This is a genomic window from Paracoccus sp. MKU1, from assembly GCF_001447385.1.
In the GTDB taxonomy this organism is placed as follows: Bacteria; Pseudomonadota; Alphaproteobacteria; order Rhodobacterales; family Rhodobacteraceae; genus Paracoccus.
This window is the reverse complement of record NZ_LLWQ01000218.1, coordinates 1-14,696: the sequence shown is the minus strand read 5'-3', so window position 1 is coordinate 14,696 and position 14,696 is coordinate 1. Positions and strand designations below refer to the sequence as shown.

The window sequence follows — 14,696 nt, the reverse complement described above, 5'->3', positions numbered from 1 at the left end:
AGGAGGACCCGAACTCGCCGATCGCCGGCATGCCGGTCCTCGAGGTCTGGAAGGCCAAGCAGGTCTTCGTCTCCAAGCGCGGCCAGGGCACCGGCTATTCCGGCATCGAGAACCCGCTCTTCTACAAGGAAAACACCCGCATGTTCTACGGCGACGCAAAAAAATCCATCGACCAGCTCCTGCCAATGATCGAGTGAGGGGGGGATCTCGCTGTTGGTGGCGGCGATGCAGCTCGATGCCCTCAGGTGTCTCCGATATATCCAAATAAACACAACGAGTTACTGTTGTTATAGCTTTGCCGATGGGCAATGCTTTCCCGAAATGAAGTTGCAAGGCGCGTCCTGGAGGAGGGCCTTGCGGACAGCCGGTTGCGCGCAAAGCGCACCAAGCCACGGAGGAAACCCATGTCCGATAGAACCGATTCCACCTTGATCCCGCAGGATGCCGAGGCCCCGAGCGGATCGCGGCGACGCTTTCTGAAAACGACGGGGCTGTCCGCGCTTGGCGCCATGCTGGGCATGGCCGTCCCGTTCGAGCGCAACCTGCCCGCGGGCTTCGTGCCCGCCGCGCTGGCCCAGGACGCTGGCCTCGACCTGATGGCGGGCAAGCAGGGGCTGGTGGTGCTGGGCGACCGGCCGCTGAATGCCGAGACCCCGGCGCATCTGCTGGACGACGACGTGACGCCCTATGAGCGGCTGTTCGTCCGCATGAACGGGCTGGTGCCGCAGACGGCGCTGGACCAGGACGCCGAGGGCTGGGTGCTGACCGTGGACGGCGAGGTCGAGACCCCGCTGGAGCTGACCATCGACGAGCTGAAGTCGCGCTTCGAGACCGTCACCCGGCGGCTGGTGATCGAATGCGGCGGCAACGGCCGGGCCTTCTTCCAGCCCGGAACCTCGGGCAACCAATGGACCGTCGGCGCGGTCGGCTGCCCGGAATGGACCGGGGTGCGGCTGGCCGACGTGCTGAAAGAGGCCGGCGTCAAGGAAACCGCCGTCTATACCGGACATTACGGCAACGACGTGCATCTGAGCGGCGACGAGGAGAAGGAGGTGATCTCGCGCGGGGTGCCGATCGAGAAGGCGCTGGAAGAGGATGCCGTCATCGCCTGGGCGATGAACGGCGCGCCGCTGCCGGCATTGCACGGCTTTCCGTTGCGGCTGATCGTGCCGGGCTATCCCGCCTCGGTCTCGCAGAAATACCTCAACCGCATCCGGGTCCGCGACAGGGAGCATGACGGCGCCAAGATGACCGGCGATTCCTATCGCATCCCGGCCTATCCGATCGCCCCCGGCACCGAGGTGCCCGAGGAGGACATGGTGGTGCTGACCGAGATGCCGGTGAAGTCCATCGTCACCTTTCCCGAGACCGGCGCCGAGGTGAAAGCGGGTGAGGCGGTCGAGGTCCGCGGCCATGCCTGGTGCGGCAAGGGCGACGTGGCCGCGGTGCATGTCTCGCTGGATTTCGGCCAGACCTGGCAGGAGGCCGCGCTGGAGCCGGCGCCGAACCGCTTCGCCTGGCAACGCTGGCGCGCGAACCTGACCCTGCCGCAGCACGGCTATTACGAGGTCTGGGCGCGGGCGGTCGATCAGGACGGCATCGGCCAGCCGCCGCTGTCGCCGGTCTGGAACCCGCGCGGCTATGCCAACAACATCCAGCACCGCATCGCGCTGGTCGCGGTCGCCTGAGCCGGGGAGGGCGCGATGTTCGATATCGTCACGAAGCTTGCCGCCGGCCTGGCCGTACTGGTGCTGGGGACCGGCCCGGCCGCGGCCGAGGCGAGGCTTGATCCGATGAGCGCGCTGGCGGGCCGGCCGGCCGGCGCGAACCCGCTCGACCCGATGGCGGCGATCCGCGCCAGGGCCGATGCGGGCGCGGCGCGGGCGGGGAACGAGGAATTCGGCGGCCTGCCCGACGGCGCAGGCGCCGAGGAGACCTATTACCAATGCGTCGCCTGCCATTCGACCGAGATCATCAAGCAGCAGCGCGTCACCGACCATCGCTGGGACGAGCTGTGGACCTGGATGGTCGAGGCGCAGGGGATGGTCGAACCCGAGCCGGAAACCAAGGCGCTGATCCTGACCTATCTCAAGACCAACTTCTCTTCAGAGAGATAGAAGGTGTTGACGAAGGGGATTCCCCAGCGTGGTCGGATGGCTTCGGCCTTCGTGCCGCGGCAGGACAGTGATGAGCTGTCGTTCGTCGCCGTCCCTTGCCCGGTCACGCCGCCCCGGCAGACGCGGCCGCCTCGATCCGGGTGATGTCGATTTTCCGCATCGTCATCATCGCCTCCATCGCGCGCCTAGCCTTGGCGCGGTCGGGATCGGTCGTCAGCTCCATCAGCCGCTTCGGGGTGATCTGCCAGGAATGACCCCAGCGGTCCTTGCACCAGCCGCAATCGCTCTCCTGGCCGCCGTTTCCGACGATCGCGTTCCAGTAGCGATCTGTCTCTTCCTGGTCCTCGGTCAGCACCATGAAACTGACCGCTTCGTTCGGCGTAAAGACCGGGCCGCCGTTGAGGCCGATGAACCTTCGGTTGAGGACGGTGAATTCGACGGTCAGTTCGTTGCCCGCCTGGCCGCCGGGATAGTCGGAGGGGGAGGCGTTCACCCGGTCGACATGGCTGTCGGGAAAGGTGGCGGCATAGAATGCGGCCGCCTGGCCGGCTTCGCCATGGTCGAACCACAGGCATGTCACAAGATCGGTCATCTCTGGTCTCCTTTGGTCTGGGGGCGCGCGCAGGATCGAACGGCGTTTGCCTTTCCGGGCCGCACGGTTTCCGCATCACACTCCGCCGACAGCGCTCCGTCGTCGCTATTGGTCGATTTCGGGCTGAACCAGGCTCGCAAGCTTGCGCAGGCTCTGTTGCCAGCCAAGGTAACAGGCTTCGGCCGGGATCAGGTCCGGCACACCGGTCTGCTCGACGGTCATTTCGGTGCCTACCGACACGGGTTTCAGCGTGACGGTGACCCGCATCTCGCCCGGCAGGTTCGCGTCGTCGAACCTGTCCGTGTAGACCAGCCGTTCGCCGGAAACGAGTTCGACATATTCGCCGCCGAAGGAATGGCTGTCCCCGGTGGTGAAATTCCGAAAGGACATCCTGTGCTTGCCGCCGACCCTGGCGTCCAGCTCATGGACGGTGCAGAGGAAGCCGAAGGGCGGAAGCCAACTGGCAATGGCATCCGGTTCGAGGAAAGCCCGATAAACCTTTTCGGGCTTCGCCGCGATGACGCGGTGCAGGTTGATGGTGCTGGGCATGTCAGTCTCCTTACGGGTTGGGGATTTCGCCGCCCGCGCGAAACAGCAGCGTCAGGTAGCGGGTCAGATGGTCCATGCTGTCGGCGGCGACTTGTGGTCCACCCTTTGCCTTGGCGAGGATGAAGGCGCCTTGCAGGACGGCCTGGATGTGGAGGGCCAGCGACTCGGGCGTCCAATCGGGTGACATGGCTCGGTCGCGCATCGCCGCCTCGATATCCGCCTCGAGTGTCCTGGCATGGCTGCTGATGCTGCGGTCGCAGGCGTCGCGAATGGCCGGAGCCGTGTCATAGGTCTCCTGCACCATGGTGCCGACGAGACAGGTGAAATCGGGCACGCTGCCTTGCAGCAAGGCCTTGCGGAAGGCGAGGTAGCCGAGCACGCGGTCGAGCGGATCGGCATGATCGTGATAGGGTGCAGCGGCGAACAGGGCGCCCGTCACCTCGGACCAATGCTCGGCGGCGGCCACCCCCAACTCGTCCTTGTTCTTGAAGTGATGGAAGAAGGCGCCCTTGGTGACACCGGCGGCGGCGCAGAGCTCGTCGACCGTCGTGGCGCAATAGCCTTTGGCGCGGATCATCGACAAGGCGGCATCGAGCAGTTTGGAACGGGCATTGGGTTTCGCGATTCGGGCGGGCATGTGACTCTCCTTGGGATTAAAAATACCGACTGGTTGGTATGTAATCAAGGGTGAAGTGGCGACGTGATGGCGGAGAGACGCCAGGATGCAGTCACTTGCCGACCGATCAGACACATCACCTGCTGCCGGCCAGCATTCCCGAAAAGGGGGTACTTCAATGTCTCCGGAATTGCGGCTGGCGCTTTTCGGCAAATGCGGCGCGGCCCTCGCGATAGTCTTCGCTGGCAGCGGCGGCGTCGATCAGCCGTTCCGCCTCGTCGGCATCGAACCCACCTATGGCGGCGCCATTCAGGATATACTTGGCCCCGCCGATGGTCAGCGGAGCCGAGCCCATGGCCAGGTCGCGCGCGAAACGGATCCTTTCGGGTGGTCGGGCGCTGCTCGGCGACGTCGACATGGGTGCCGTGATGCCGTTCGTCCTGTGGTTCAACTTCGTCGCGGGATTTGCCTATGTCCTGGCCGGGATCGGCCTGTGGCGCGGCGCGGGCTGGGCGCCGATGCTTGCGATTGCCATCGCCACGGCAACGGTGGCCGTCTTTGCCGCCTTCCTGTGGCATGTCGGTGCCGGCGGTGCATGGGAGACGCGCACCATGGGCGCAATGATCCTGCGCAGCGCCATCTGGATTGCCATCGCAGCCCTTGCATTGCAGTGCCATAAGCCATCCGATTGATCCACCCACCCAGCCAGCGATGGCGGCTGCCAGCCGCAACCTCGCCAGCCAGGAACCTGATATGAAGCGATTTCCACCTGTTGATCTGTCGTTGACCCTTTCGCTCATCACCGTGCTCGGCATAGTGATGGCGGCGGCCGGAAGGTGGCTGCCGAGCGAAGCTTTGGACGCTTTAGAGCTTCCGGGGCTGGTGTTCGTCTATCTCGCGGGCGGCCTGCCGACAGGCTGGCGCGCGTTTTCGGAACTGTGGCGCGAGCGCGTGCTCGACATCGACCTGCTGATGATCGTCGCAGCAATCGCCGCCGCAATCGTCGGGGCCCCGTTTGAGGGCGCGGTGCTGCTGACGCTGTTTAGCATCTCAACCACGCTGGAGGAACGCGCGCTCGGCCGGGCGCGCCGCGCCATCGAGGCGCTGATGGCGCTGCGGCCGGAAACGGCACTGCGCAAGACCGCTGGCGGCGCCATCGAGGAAGTCGCCGCAGCTGTGCTCGCCGTCGGCGACGTGGTGGTGCTGCGCCCCGGCGCTCGTGTGCCGACCGATGGCGTCATCGTCGCCGGCCGCGGCGGCATCGACGAGGCCAACATCACCGGCGAATCCATGCCGGTCTCCAAGGAGGCCGGCGCGCAGGTGTTCGAGGCGACCGTCAACCTCGACGGCGTGATGGAGGTCTCCGTCACCCGCACCGTCGGCGACTCGACCATCGCCCGCATGATCCGGCTGGTGACTGAGGCGCAGGCCGCCCGCGCGCCCTCTGAGCGGTTCAGCGAATGGTTCGGGCAACGCTACACCGTCGCGGTGGTGGCAGGCGCGATGGTCGCCTTCGCCGCCTTCTATTGGCTGGGGCGCGACTGGGAACAGGCGCTCTACCGGGCGGCGACGCTGCTGGTCGCGGCCAGCCCCTGCGCCATCGTCATCTCCGTCCCCGCCGCCATCCTGTCGGCCCTGTCGGCGGCGGCGCGCGGCGGCGTGCTGTTCAAGGGCGGTGGCGCGCTGGAGACGCTGGCCGGCGTCGACAGCTTCGCCTTCGACAAGACCGGAACGCTGACCACCGGCCGCGCGGCGGTGACGGATATCGTCGTGCTCGATGGCGATGAGGACCGCTTCTTGTCGCTGCTGGCCGGGCTGGAGGCGCACTCGGAACACCATCTGGCGGCTGCCATCCGCCGCGAGATCGCCGCGCGCGGGCTCGATGCGGCAAGCGTCGCCGACGTCACCGCGCGGCCCGGCATCGGCATCGAAGGTTCCGACGCGCTCGGGCCGCTCTGGGCCGGCAATCCCTACCTCGCCGAGGAGATGAACGCCTCGATCAACCACCCTGCCTTGCAGGCGCTTGCGGACGGCGCCCACACGGTCGTCTATCTCGGCCGTGGCGAAACGGTACTGGGCGCCGTCGCCGTAGCGGACGAGGCCAGGGCCAGCTCCGTTGCGGCGCTCAGCGCCCTGCGCAACAGCGGCGTGCGCCGGATCGTCATGATGACGGGGGACCGCCGGCCCGTGGCGCTGCGCATCGGCGCCGAGCTCGGCCTCGAACCCGACGAGATCCTGGCCGGCATGCTGCCGCAGGACAAGGTCCGCGAGGTGGGAGAACTCGCCGCGACCGGCAAGGTCGCCTTCGTCGGCGACGGCGTCAACGACGCGGCCGCTCTTGCCCGCGCCGATGTCGGCATCGCCATGGGCGCCGCCGGCTCCGAAGTCGCGCTACAGGCCGCCGATGTAGCATTGCTGTCCGAGGATATGGAACGGCTGGCCGACGCGCATCGGCTGGCCCGCCGGGCATCGAGGATCATCCGCCAGAACCTCGCCTTCGCCATCGGCGCCATGGTGGTGCTGGTGATCGGCGGCCTGTTCTTCGACCTGCCGCTGCCGCTCGCCGTGATCGGCCATGAAGGCGGCACCGTGCTGGTGGTGCTGAACGGCCTGCGGCTCTTGTCCGATCCAATCCGCCGGCTGAAAGGGTGAGGCACCATGTCTCAGCCGGCAACCTGTGCGTTGCGGAACAGCGTCCCGACGGCATGCGTCCGGATGCCTCCTGCCTCGCGCATGAGGAACAGCGCATCGAGGCCGAGGCTCAAGGCGAGCTCGCCGCCGGCCTGCGGACCCAGCACCATCAGCGCCGTCGCCCAGGCATCGGCCTCGGCACAGGTGCGGGCGACGACCGTGACCGAAGCCGGCGACGAGCGGAGCGGGGCGCCCGTCGCCGGATCCATCGTATGCGACAGGCGCTGGCCCTGAACAGTTATCCCATGCCGGTAGTCGCCCGATGTGGCGACGGCGGCATTCTTCAGGGTGAGGATCGAATGAGGCGCGCGGCGTTCGGCATCGGGCGCCTCGACGGCGACTGTCCAAGGCACGCCATCGGGCCGCAGCCCGGATGCTCGCATCTCGCCGTTGATGCCGACAAGGAATGCGGTGATGCCGAACCCCCGCAACGTCCCGACCAGCCTGTCGACGCCGTAACCCTTGGCGATCCCGTTCAGGTCGAGCGTGATCGGCGCGTGTTTTCGCGCCAGTCCGGCCGCGCGGTCGATCTCCAGCGCCTCATGCGCGGGCCGGCACGCAGCGGCCATCGCCGCGCGGATGGCCCCGACATTGGCCGGCTCGGGCCCAAAACCCCAAGCGCGCACCGCATCGCCCCTGCCGATGTCGAAAGCGCCGCCCGATGCGGTCCCGATCCTCAGCCCGAGATCGAGCACCTCGGCCAACCCGGCGGGAACGGCCATCCACACGCCCTCGGGCGCACGGTTCAGTTGCATCAGATCGCTGTCTGGTTTCCATGTCGACATCGCTGCGTCGACCTCCGCCACGGCCGCCTGCAAGGCCGCCTGCACCGGGGCGGGGTCCAGCCCGGCATCGGCATGGAAAAGCGCCGACCAGCGCGTCCCCATGGTCGGGCCATTCAGCGCGTGGCGGATCGGGTCAGTAGATGTCTTCGGCATAGCGCCCCTCCGCTTTCAGCGCCAGCGGGGTGAGGCCGGCCGGCGCGAGGATGTCGGTCAGTGCCTCGCCCACGCCCGCCGCCATGTCGCGCCCGCCGCAGACCATGATGCGCGCGCCGTCCCGGATCAGCCGGATCAGATCGGTGCTCTCGGCCCGCAGCGCGTCCTGCACATAGCACGGCTTTGCCCCCCGCGAGATCGCGGTGGTCAAGCGCGCGAGGCGGCCATCGGCCTGCCAGCCTGCCAGATCCTGGCGATAAAGGAAGTCGCTGTCGGGGTGGCGCATCCCGAAAACGAGATGAACCGGCCGCTTCCCCCGGTTGCCCCGGATGAAGCCGGCAAGCGGGCCGATCCCGGTGCCGGCGCCGATCAGGATCAGCGGCGACTTTCCTTTTGGGCTGTGAAAAGCGGGATTGTGCCGGACGAAGGCGTGGATCGCCTGACCGGGCTCCAACGCCAGAAGCTGCCCGGAGCAAAGGCCGCCGGGATGCTTGCGCACCACGATCTCGACGAACCCGTCGCGCCGTCCGGACGCCAGCGAATAGAAGCGTGGCAAGTCCGCGCCCTCGGGCATGACGCCGAGTAGATCACCGGCCTGAAACCGGCCAACTCCCCGACCTGTGAGCCGTTGCAGGACTGTCGCCCGCGGCAGGGAAAAGCGCAGGATCGCGGTCGGCGCCTGCACGTCGGCCCCATAATCGCGGCGTGAGATCAGGGTGAGCAACTGCGTCGCCGGCGGGATCGGCAGGTGTTCAAGCGCAAGCTCGATCCCTAGCGCTGCCCCTAGGGCGCGACCCCAGCGGGCGAAATCCTGCGGCGACTGGCGATCGACGGCGTCGAACGGCATCAGTTGCGCCCAGCCCCTGGCAGCAGCCAGGCTCGCGACCTCATCGGCGAAAGCGCAGAACGCGGGAAAGCTGCGATCGCCAAAACCAAGCACGGCGAGCGGGGCCTCAGGGACGGATTCCAGCGCCGCGAGGCGGTCGATGAACCCCTTCGCCGTGGCGGGAGCCTGTCCCTCGCCCCAGGTGGCGGCAAGGATGATGAAGCGCTCGGCGCGCGGATAGCGCGCCGGATCGAAGCCGGACATCGGCGCGACATGGACATGCTGACCCGCCGTGGTCAGCGCATGTTGGAGCGTCGCTGCGAAACCCCAGGTGCTGCCGCCCTCCGAGCCCACCAGCAGGATGGTCCCAGCCCCTTTCGCAGGATGATTGCCACGGATACGCGGCCTTGACCGCCGCCCTGCGAACCAGAGCACAAGACCACTCATCCCCATTGCCGGCACGCCGAGCGCCATCACACCCAGCACGAGGCCGAGAGACGCGGCCCCCTGGCCGGTGTGCAGCATGTAGATGGTTTCCGATACCCGTTCCCACATGATCGGTTCGGCCCAGGCCAGAAGCTCACCGGTCCCCTGATCGAGATAGCCGGTGCCGCGATCCGTCTTCAGAGTGAAGGCGTCCGTGGCGTCGCCCGGATAGGGAAAGCTCAGTTCGCGCAGTTCCGTGACCAAAGTAGCGGCCAGCGGCTCCATTGCGGCGAGGGAGGCTCCGGTGCGGCCGCTGACCTCGGTCGGAAAGGCCGGCTGTGTCGATCCGTCGGGCAGGAGGTCGAAGGTCGAGGCGGCCATCCACAGCGCAGTCGCTGAGGACAAAACCAGCCCCGCGACCGCCACGCGGGCGATCCCGGTATGGATGCGGCTCGACGCCGGCCCGCGCAAAGGGGCGAACCAGCGCCGCCAGCCACCCATGCGCCGCGCGACCAGCATTGCGCCGGAGGCCGACAGGGCCAGCATCGCCACGGCGCCAATGGCCATGGCGATACGACCGGCATCGCCCAGGAACAGCGAACGGTGGAGGTTGGTCAACCAGCGTTTGACCGGATCGGGATCGGCGCTGGCGATGCCCTTGCCGGTCGCCGGGTCGATCACCGCCGCGCCGGGCGTGCCGTCGTCGAACCAGAACGCGGTGATCCGGCCCGAGGGCGCGCGCCGGATCTGCTCCACCCCCGGATAGGCAGCCCGGATGCGTCCTGCGAGATCGGCAACGGTCAGGCCGGCCTCGGCCTGCGGCGTGGAAAACCGCTCGGCCACGGGAAAGACCGAGAGCACCGCCCCGCTGATCGCGAGGACCATGACGAGAGCAAGGGCCAGCAGACCCGGCCAGCGATGCAGCGCGCGGATCATGGCACCATCTCACATGTCGTAGCGGAGGCTGGCGACATAGCGGCGGCCAGGCACAGGCTGCCCCACTCCTGCCGTCGTCAGCGGCATGGCGATGTCATTCGGGCTGTCGCGCATGTCCTCGACGGCAGCATCGACATGCAGCGTATAGCCGGCATCGAACAGCGCATCGGCAAGGTCGAGGGTGATTTCCAGCGACCGGCCCGCGCCGACACTGGCGCCGGTGATGCCGTCGATCTGCGCCAGGTCGCCGCCGCTGGCGCGATACCAGTCGCTGAGATGTTCGTAATATTTCGACTTGCCGCCGGCCATCCATAGGGTTCCGGCATATGCCCCCTGCGCATCGGTAACGTAGAGAACCAGATAGGCACCATCGCCGCCGTAAGTGTTCAGCGTGGTGGTGAGGGTGACCGGCCGGGCCATGGCGAGGCCGGGGGCCACCAGGGCCGAAGTCAGCGCAAGGGCTGCAAGGATGGATTTCATGTCTCTGCTCTCTTCTGCCTGATATGTCAGTTCACCCGCACCACGGGCGGGGTGCCGTTCTGGAACAGCGGATTGGCGGGCGGGGCCGAGGGCGCGACAGGGGTTGCACCGCCGCGATCCCGCTTACGGTCCTGCTCGCCATCCCTGTGGCGCAGTTTGACGACCTGCAAAGTCGCGGGATCCAGCTTGGCCTTGATGCGCCGGCCCTGGGCATCGCGGCCCTTGACCTCCCAGCAGCCGTCATCGGCCTCGATCTTCTCGACATGCCAGCTGAGGCCGGCGGCGGCCTGCATCACCGCCTCGCGCGGCTGCCAGGCCCCGCGCCCCACATGGCAGTCGTCGCCCGCCAATGCCCCCGCCGCAGGCAATACCGCGAGAGCGGTTATGGCGATCAACAGCGTTTTCATGGTTCGAATGTCCTTTACGATCATCTCGGGGGCACTTTCCCGGCTATGGCCGAGGCGAACGCCCGTGTGGAAAGGAGTCCACCTCGATGGCGAGGCGGACCCTTGCGGCGATCAGTTGCGCTTTTCGGGCCTGGTGCCGTCGCTCCAGCGTTTGACCTTGCCGTCGATCACCTCCAGCGTCCCGGGATCGACGGTCATCTTCAGGGCGTTGCCGCCTTGGTCGATGACGTTCAGCTCATAGCAGCCGTCATCCAGTTCCATTTTCGAGATGCTCCAGCCGAACTCGTCGGTCACTTGGATAAGGGCTTCCCAGGACTGCATGTTCTCGGTCGGCACGTTGCAGGTCGGGCCGGCAAGCGCGGCCCCGGCGGGGATCGCGAGGGCGAATGCGGTGGCGGTCAGGATAGTTTTCATGGCGATGCTCCTCAGCCTTGGTTGCCTGATGAAACCAATCTGGAGGGCGCAGCTGACGTGATCCTGATCGCCGCGGAAAACCTGCGTCAGCTTTCCGTCAGCCTGCCCCGACGAACCGCAACGGTCGCGCAAAGCAAACCGGCCCCGCCAGACAGGCGGGGCCGCAACAACAGTGGGAATGCGTAACGATCAGGTCATGTCATTTGCGCCAGGGGGGCGCTTTCGGCCCGTGACCATGGCACGGGGCAGGTTCTCCCGATGGCGCCATGAGGTGTGCGCCACACCTCCGACATGCAGGGCCACGAGGACCAACGCCAGGTTGGCCAGCGTTTCATGCACCTCCTTCAAGGTCTTGTCCCGCCTGACTTCCCGGCCGCCATGCTCGCCCACAACCGTCACGGCATGGGCTTCCTCGATCGACTGTTCGAGCAGCCAGCCGCTCAGCGCGGTGCCGGAAAGGGTAATCATAAGTGCCACGATCATCGCGGCGCCGGCCGGGTTGTGCCCGAGATGGCGCCGCTCCCGCCCGCGCAGCATGTCTCCGAGATAGACCAACGTCGCGGCAGGGCCACGCATGAATTGCGCGAAGCGGGCATGGTGACTGCCGACGAAACCCCAGATCAGGCGGAGCACAAGCAATGCCGCCACCGCATAGCCGGCCGCCTCGTGAAGCGGCTGCGCCTCGTCCGCCGCGAGCTATGCCACTGCAAAGGCGGCAACCAGGCCCCAATGAAAGCTGCGCACCACCGGATCCCAGACCCGCACCAGGCGCGTGGTATCGGCAACGTCCGAAATACCGCCGTCCTTTTTCGCCTCAATCATGTTTGCGCCCCCTGCCCTCAGGGGAGTGCCGATCGCTTCCGTCCTTGTATTCGATCTCGATCACCTGAAGCGTGCCGGGATCGACCGTCACCTCGATGCGGTGTCCTTCCCGGTCTGTGCCTTTTATCTCGTAGCAGCCGTCGTCGATCTTGATGCGCCGCACCACCCATCCGTTTTCTTCCGCGAGCCGCACTACCGCACTTCTTGGCTGCCAGTCTGCCAGCGGCACGGCACAGTCGTCACCGGCAAGTGCAGCCCCGGACGGAAGGGCCGCGAGAAAGGTCAGAATTGTCAGCGATCTCTTCATGGACCACACTCCGTATAACGGCCATCGGATGACATTCTGCGCCGCGAACCTGACGGGATGCTGAAGCTTTGGGACTCCCGCCATCAGCTTTGCGTCAGCCCGGATCGCCATAATGGCCAGAGGCAAACGAGTAGGAAGATCATGCGGATCCTGCTGATCGAAGACGATACCGTTCTGGGCGCCGCCGTGCGGGACCAGATCACCGCAAGCGGGCAGTCGGTGGATTGGGTCACCCGCCTGGATGCGGCCGGCGATGCGATGGCCGGCGCCGGCTATGATCTGGTGTTGCTGGACCTCATGCTGCCCGACGGGCGGGGCATCACCTTCCTTCGGTCGCTGCGCGCCGGCGGCGACGTGACGCCGGTGATCATCCTGACCGCGCTGGACCAGATTTCGGACCGGATCGAAGGGCTGAACGCCGGCGCCGACGACTATCTGGTCAAGCCCTTCGATCTGGCCGAGCTTTCCGCGCGCATCGGCTCGGTCGCGCGGCGCTATAGCGGCAATCCCAACCCGATCATCATCCACGGCCCGCTTGCCGTCGACCTTGCCGCCCGCAGTATCCGCCGCGATGGCCAGCCGGTGCAACTGACCGCGCGCGAATGGGCGCTGTTCGAGGCGTTCCTCACCCGCCCAGGGCAGCTTCTGTCCAAGGCACAACTTGAGGAAAAGCTTTATGCCTTCGATACCGAGGTGGAAAGCAACACCATCGAGGTCCATGTCAGCCGGCTGCGCAAGAAGCTGGGCGCCGAGATGATCGAGACCGAGCGCGGACTGGGCTACCGGCTGGGTTCGCCATGACGATGCCACGCAGCCTTCAGATGCGGTTGGGGGTGTCTCTGGGCATCCTTCTGACGCTTCTGTGGATCGCCGCCGCCGCCGCCACGGCGGTCATGCTGCGGCACGAGATGGACAGAATCTTCGACTCGTCACTACAGGAGGCGGCGCAGCGCCTATTGCCGCTGGCCGCTGTCGAGATCGTCGGACGTGAGGAGGAAGGTGTGACGCAACACCTTGCCGACCTGCGCGACCACGACGAATTCCTCACCTATATCGTGCGAGATGACGAGGGGCGTATCCTTCTGCAATCGCATGAGGCCGACCCCAATATCTTCCCGGAATGGGACGGGCCGGGTTTCCGCACCACCGCGACCCATCGCCTGTATGGCGAAGACGCCCTGCAAGGCACGATCCGCCTCACGGTCGCCGAACCGCTTGCCCACCGCGCGGCGACGGCACGCGATGTCAGGACGGGCCTTGGGTTGCCGCTGCTGGTGTTCATCCCCGCCGCATTGCTGGCAATCGTATTAACCGTCCGCTCGGGCTTGGCCCCGCTGCGCCGCTACCGCGACCGGCTGGCGGTACGCTCGCCGCAGGATCTCGCCCCCGTCGCCTGCGACGACCTTCCTGTCGAGGCCGCCCCGGTGGGAGCTGCGGTCAATGCGCTTCTGGGACAGATTAAGGCCACATTCGAGGCGGAACGCACCTTCGCCGCCAACGCCGCGCATGAATTGCGAACACCGCTGGCAGGCGCAATCGCGCAGGCCCAGCGGATACAGGTGGAAACGAAAGATACCGGCGCCGGCCACCGGGCCGCCGAGATCGAGGCCTCGCTAAAGCGGCTGGCCCGGATCGCCGAGCGGCTGCTGCAACTGGCTCGGGCGGAGGGCGGGCGGTTGCGGCTCGATCACCTATCCGATCTTCGCGTCGCCGCCCGCCTGGTCGTGGACGATATCGAGCGGACCGCACCGAACCGCATCGCACTCGCCTTGCCGGAGCGTCCAGTGATGTCCGACCTCGATCCCGATGCTTTTGGCATCATCTGCCGCAACCTGGTCGAGAACGCCCTCCGGCACGGCGCACCTGATGGGCCGATCGAGGTAAGCCTCGGTGAGGACGGCACGTTCCGCGTCGCCAATGACGGCCCTGTCGTGCCGATAGAGGCGCTTGGCCGGCTGACCAGCCGTTTCGAGAGGGGGGCGACCAGAACGGAAGGCAGCGGGCTTGGCCTTGCCATCGTCGCCAGCATTGCGGACCGGGTTTCGTCAAAGCTCACCTTGCAGTCGCCGAGACCGGGAAGCTCGTCCGGCTTTGAAGCGGCGGTGGTTTTGCCCAAGGCTTCGCGGCAACCGATCCCGCCTTGCCAGGCAAGTGCGGCCTTTCGTTGAACCGATAACCGGTCAACGGATCTGTAAACTATCGGGCTAGCTGTGTCCGCCGGAACAGGATGCATCTGCATATAAGGGGCGCAGAATGTTGATCTCGAAAGGGCAAAGCCTAGGTGTTTGATCCCGGCATTTGATGGTGCATTGTTTTCCCAAGCTTGGAGGGATGCGCTATGGGACAGATTCTTCATGGGAGCGCCACGACGACAGAGGCAATCCGTCGAGCAATACAAAATAGTCAAGAGAGCCTGAGAGCGCTGTCGAAGCGCTACGGGATCAACCAGAAGACGGTGGCCAAATGGAAGAAGCGGACCTCGGTGGCCGACCTTCCGACGGGGCCGAAAGCTCCGCACTCGACGGTGCTCTCACCCGAGGAAGAGGCGATCATCGTCGCCTTCCGCAAGCATACG

19 protein-coding genes and 1 pseudogene are annotated in these 14,696 nt (G+C 66.5%); 8 read left to right on the top strand and 12 right to left on the bottom strand.

The features are described from left to right. The 3 genes from AQY21_RS24360 to AQY21_RS24350 form a co-directional block, all read left to right on the top strand. Nucleotides 1-197: NAD(P)(+) transhydrogenase (Re/Si-specific) subunit beta (locus AQY21_RS24360; protein WP_161906114.1), on the top strand; the 197-nt coding region annotated here is incomplete at its 5' end. 207 nt (nt 198-404) lie between these two features. Next, a complete protein-coding gene (locus AQY21_RS24355) occupies nt 405-1,688 on the top strand; it encodes a sulfite oxidase (RefSeq protein ID WP_058100175.1) in 1,284 nt (427 codons plus the stop codon). A gap of 15 nt (nt 1,689-1,703) precedes the next feature. After that, nucleotides 1,704-2,117: a hypothetical protein gene (locus AQY21_RS24350; protein ID WP_058100174.1), complete on the top strand. Its 414-nt coding sequence runs from the start codon at nt 1,704-1,706 to the stop codon at nt 2,115-2,117. Nucleotides 2,118-2,220: 103 nt separating this feature from the next. On the opposite strand, the gene AQY21_RS24345 is transcribed toward AQY21_RS24350, so the two are convergent. The 4 genes from AQY21_RS24345 to AQY21_RS24330 form a co-directional block, all read right to left on the bottom strand. Next, nucleotides 2,221-2,709, bottom strand: a complete 489-nt coding sequence (locus tag AQY21_RS24345; protein ID WP_058100173.1) for a VOC family protein — start codon at nt 2,707-2,709, stop codon at nt 2,221-2,223. Between the two features lie 105 nt (nt 2,710-2,814). Next, nucleotides 2,815-3,258, bottom strand: a complete 444-nt coding sequence (locus AQY21_RS24340; RefSeq protein WP_058100172.1) for an SRPBCC family protein — start codon at nt 3,256-3,258, stop codon at nt 2,815-2,817. A gap of 10 nt (nt 3,259-3,268) precedes the next feature. Beyond that, nucleotides 3,269-3,895, bottom strand: coding sequence for a TetR/AcrR family transcriptional regulator (locus AQY21_RS24335; RefSeq protein WP_058100171.1), 627 nt, complete (start codon nt 3,893-3,895; stop codon nt 3,269-3,271). A 154-nt stretch (nt 3,896-4,049) separates the two neighbouring features. After that, the gene (locus tag AQY21_RS24330; RefSeq protein WP_058100170.1) at nt 4,050-4,229 is read right to left on the bottom strand and encodes a hypothetical protein; all 180 of its coding nucleotides are present in this window, start codon (nt 4,227-4,229) and stop codon (nt 4,050-4,052) included. Between AQY21_RS24330 and AQY21_RS24325 the strand changes: the two genes are divergently transcribed. Further along, nucleotides 4,228-4,566, top strand: coding sequence for a hypothetical protein (locus AQY21_RS24325; protein ID WP_203416651.1), 339 nt, complete (start codon nt 4,228-4,230; stop codon nt 4,564-4,566). The genes AQY21_RS24330 and AQY21_RS24325 overlap by 2 nt on opposite strands. Nucleotides 4,567-4,627: 61 nt before the next feature. Beyond that, nucleotides 4,628-6,526: a heavy metal translocating P-type ATPase gene (locus AQY21_RS24320; RefSeq protein ID WP_058100168.1), complete on the top strand. Its 1,899-nt coding sequence runs from the start codon at nt 4,628-4,630 to the stop codon at nt 6,524-6,526. An 11-nt stretch (nt 6,527-6,537) separates the two neighbouring features. Here the strand turns inward: AQY21_RS24320 and AQY21_RS24315 are convergent, their stop codons facing one another. The 8 genes from AQY21_RS24315 to AQY21_RS24285 all read right to left on the bottom strand — a co-directional run bounded on the left by AQY21_RS24315 (nt 6,538) and on the right by AQY21_RS24285 (nt 12,121). Next, the gene (locus AQY21_RS24315) at nt 6,538-7,503 is read right to left on the bottom strand and encodes an FAD:protein FMN transferase (protein WP_058100167.1); all 966 of its coding nucleotides are present in this window, start codon (nt 7,501-7,503) and stop codon (nt 6,538-6,540) included. Beyond that, nucleotides 7,484-9,691, bottom strand: a complete 2,208-nt coding sequence (locus AQY21_RS24310) for a PepSY domain-containing protein (RefSeq protein WP_058100166.1) — start codon at nt 9,689-9,691, stop codon at nt 7,484-7,486. The genes AQY21_RS24315 and AQY21_RS24310 overlap by 20 nt, the downstream gene beginning before the upstream one ends. A gap of 9 nt (nt 9,692-9,700) precedes the next feature. Continuing rightward, the gene (locus AQY21_RS24305) at nt 9,701-10,171 is read right to left on the bottom strand and encodes a DUF2271 domain-containing protein (protein WP_058100165.1); all 471 of its coding nucleotides are present in this window, start codon (nt 10,169-10,171) and stop codon (nt 9,701-9,703) included. Between the two features lie 26 nt (nt 10,172-10,197). Beyond that, nucleotides 10,198-10,578 (bottom strand): PepSY domain-containing protein, encoded by a 381-nt coding sequence (locus tag AQY21_RS24300; protein WP_058100164.1) that lies wholly within the window; start codon nt 10,576-10,578, stop codon nt 10,198-10,200. Between the two features lie 111 nt (nt 10,579-10,689). Then, nucleotides 10,690-10,992, bottom strand: a complete 303-nt coding sequence (locus AQY21_RS24295; protein WP_058100163.1) for a PepSY domain-containing protein — start codon at nt 10,990-10,992, stop codon at nt 10,690-10,692. Between the two features lie 189 nt (nt 10,993-11,181). Then, the gene (locus AQY21_RS24290; RefSeq protein ID WP_369807840.1) at nt 11,182-11,640 is read right to left on the bottom strand and encodes a cytochrome b/b6 domain-containing protein; all 459 of its coding nucleotides are present in this window, start codon (nt 11,638-11,640) and stop codon (nt 11,182-11,184) included. Between the two features lie 48 nt (nt 11,641-11,688). Continuing rightward, nucleotides 11,689-11,814 carry a hypothetical protein gene (locus AQY21_RS30290; RefSeq protein ID WP_369807839.1) on the bottom strand — a complete coding sequence of 42 codons (126 nt, stop codon included), beginning with the start codon at nt 11,812-11,814 and terminating at the stop codon, nt 11,689-11,691. Next, the gene (locus AQY21_RS24285; RefSeq protein ID WP_058100176.1) at nt 11,807-12,121 is read right to left on the bottom strand and encodes a PepSY domain-containing protein; all 315 of its coding nucleotides are present in this window, start codon (nt 12,119-12,121) and stop codon (nt 11,807-11,809) included. The genes AQY21_RS30290 and AQY21_RS24285 overlap by 8 nt, the downstream gene beginning before the upstream one ends. Nucleotides 12,122-12,262: 141 nt before the next feature. Between AQY21_RS24285 and AQY21_RS24280 the strand changes: the two genes are divergently transcribed. The 3 genes and pseudogenes from AQY21_RS24280 to AQY21_RS28170 all read left to right on the top strand — a co-directional run. Next, a complete protein-coding gene (locus AQY21_RS24280; RefSeq protein WP_058100162.1) occupies nt 12,263-12,922 on the top strand; it encodes a response regulator transcription factor in 660 nt (219 codons plus the stop codon). Beyond that, nucleotides 12,919-14,289: an ATP-binding protein gene (locus tag AQY21_RS24275; RefSeq protein ID WP_058100161.1), complete on the top strand. Its 1,371-nt coding sequence runs from the start codon at nt 12,919-12,921 to the stop codon at nt 14,287-14,289. Before AQY21_RS24280 ends, AQY21_RS24275 begins: the two co-directional genes overlap by 4 nt. A 170-nt stretch (nt 14,290-14,459) precedes the next feature. Then, nucleotides 14,460-14,696, top strand: a pseudogene (locus AQY21_RS28170) (IS481 family transposase); the annotation flags it as partial.

Bases quoted from the DNA above. Each gene is read 5' to 3' on its own strand.
- AQY21_RS24325 (WP_203416651.1), top strand. From the start codon at position 4,228: ATGGCCAGGTCGCGCGCGAAACGGATCCTTTCGGGTGGTCGGGCGCTG.
- AQY21_RS24355 (WP_058100175.1), top strand. From the start codon at position 405: ATGTCCGATAGAACCGATTCCACCTTGATCCCGCAGGATGCCGAGGCC.
- AQY21_RS24285 (WP_058100176.1), bottom strand. From the start codon at position 12,121: ATGAAGAGATCGCTGACAATTCTGACCTTTCTCGCGGCCCTTCCGTCC.
- AQY21_RS24320 (WP_058100168.1), top strand. From the start codon at position 4,628: ATGAAGCGATTTCCACCTGTTGATCTGTCGTTGACCCTTTCGCTCATC.
- AQY21_RS24295 (WP_058100163.1), bottom strand. From the start codon at position 10,992: ATGAAAACTATCCTGACCGCCACCGCATTCGCCCTCGCGATCCCCGCC.
- AQY21_RS24345 (WP_058100173.1), bottom strand. From the start codon at position 2,709: ATGACCGATCTTGTGACATGCCTGTGGTTCGACCATGGCGAAGCCGGC.
- AQY21_RS24315 (WP_058100167.1), bottom strand. From the start codon at position 7,503: ATGCCGAAGACATCTACTGACCCGATCCGCCACGCGCTGAATGGCCCG.
- AQY21_RS30290 (WP_369807839.1), bottom strand. From the start codon at position 11,814: ATGATTGAGGCGAAAAAGGACGGCGGTATTTCGGACGTTGCCGATACC.
- AQY21_RS24310 (WP_058100166.1), bottom strand. From the start codon at position 9,691: ATGATCCGCGCGCTGCATCGCTGGCCGGGTCTGCTGGCCCTTGCTCTC.
- AQY21_RS24275 (WP_058100161.1), top strand. From the start codon at position 12,919: ATGACGATGCCACGCAGCCTTCAGATGCGGTTGGGGGTGTCTCTGGGC.
- AQY21_RS24305 (WP_058100165.1), bottom strand. From the start codon at position 10,171: ATGAAATCCATCCTTGCAGCCCTTGCGCTGACTTCGGCCCTGGTGGCC.
- AQY21_RS24335 (WP_058100171.1), bottom strand. From the start codon at position 3,895: ATGCCCGCCCGAATCGCGAAACCCAATGCCCGTTCCAAACTGCTCGAT.
- AQY21_RS24300 (WP_058100164.1), bottom strand. From the start codon at position 10,578: ATGAAAACGCTGTTGATCGCCATAACCGCTCTCGCGGTATTGCCTGCG.
- AQY21_RS24350 (WP_058100174.1), top strand. From the start codon at position 1,704: ATGTTCGATATCGTCACGAAGCTTGCCGCCGGCCTGGCCGTACTGGTG.
- AQY21_RS24280 (WP_058100162.1), top strand. From the start codon at position 12,263: ATGCGGATCCTGCTGATCGAAGACGATACCGTTCTGGGCGCCGCCGTG.
- AQY21_RS24340 (WP_058100172.1), bottom strand. From the start codon at position 3,258: ATGCCCAGCACCATCAACCTGCACCGCGTCATCGCGGCGAAGCCCGAA.
- AQY21_RS24330 (WP_058100170.1), bottom strand. From the start codon at position 4,229: ATGGGCTCGGCTCCGCTGACCATCGGCGGGGCCAAGTATATCCTGAAT.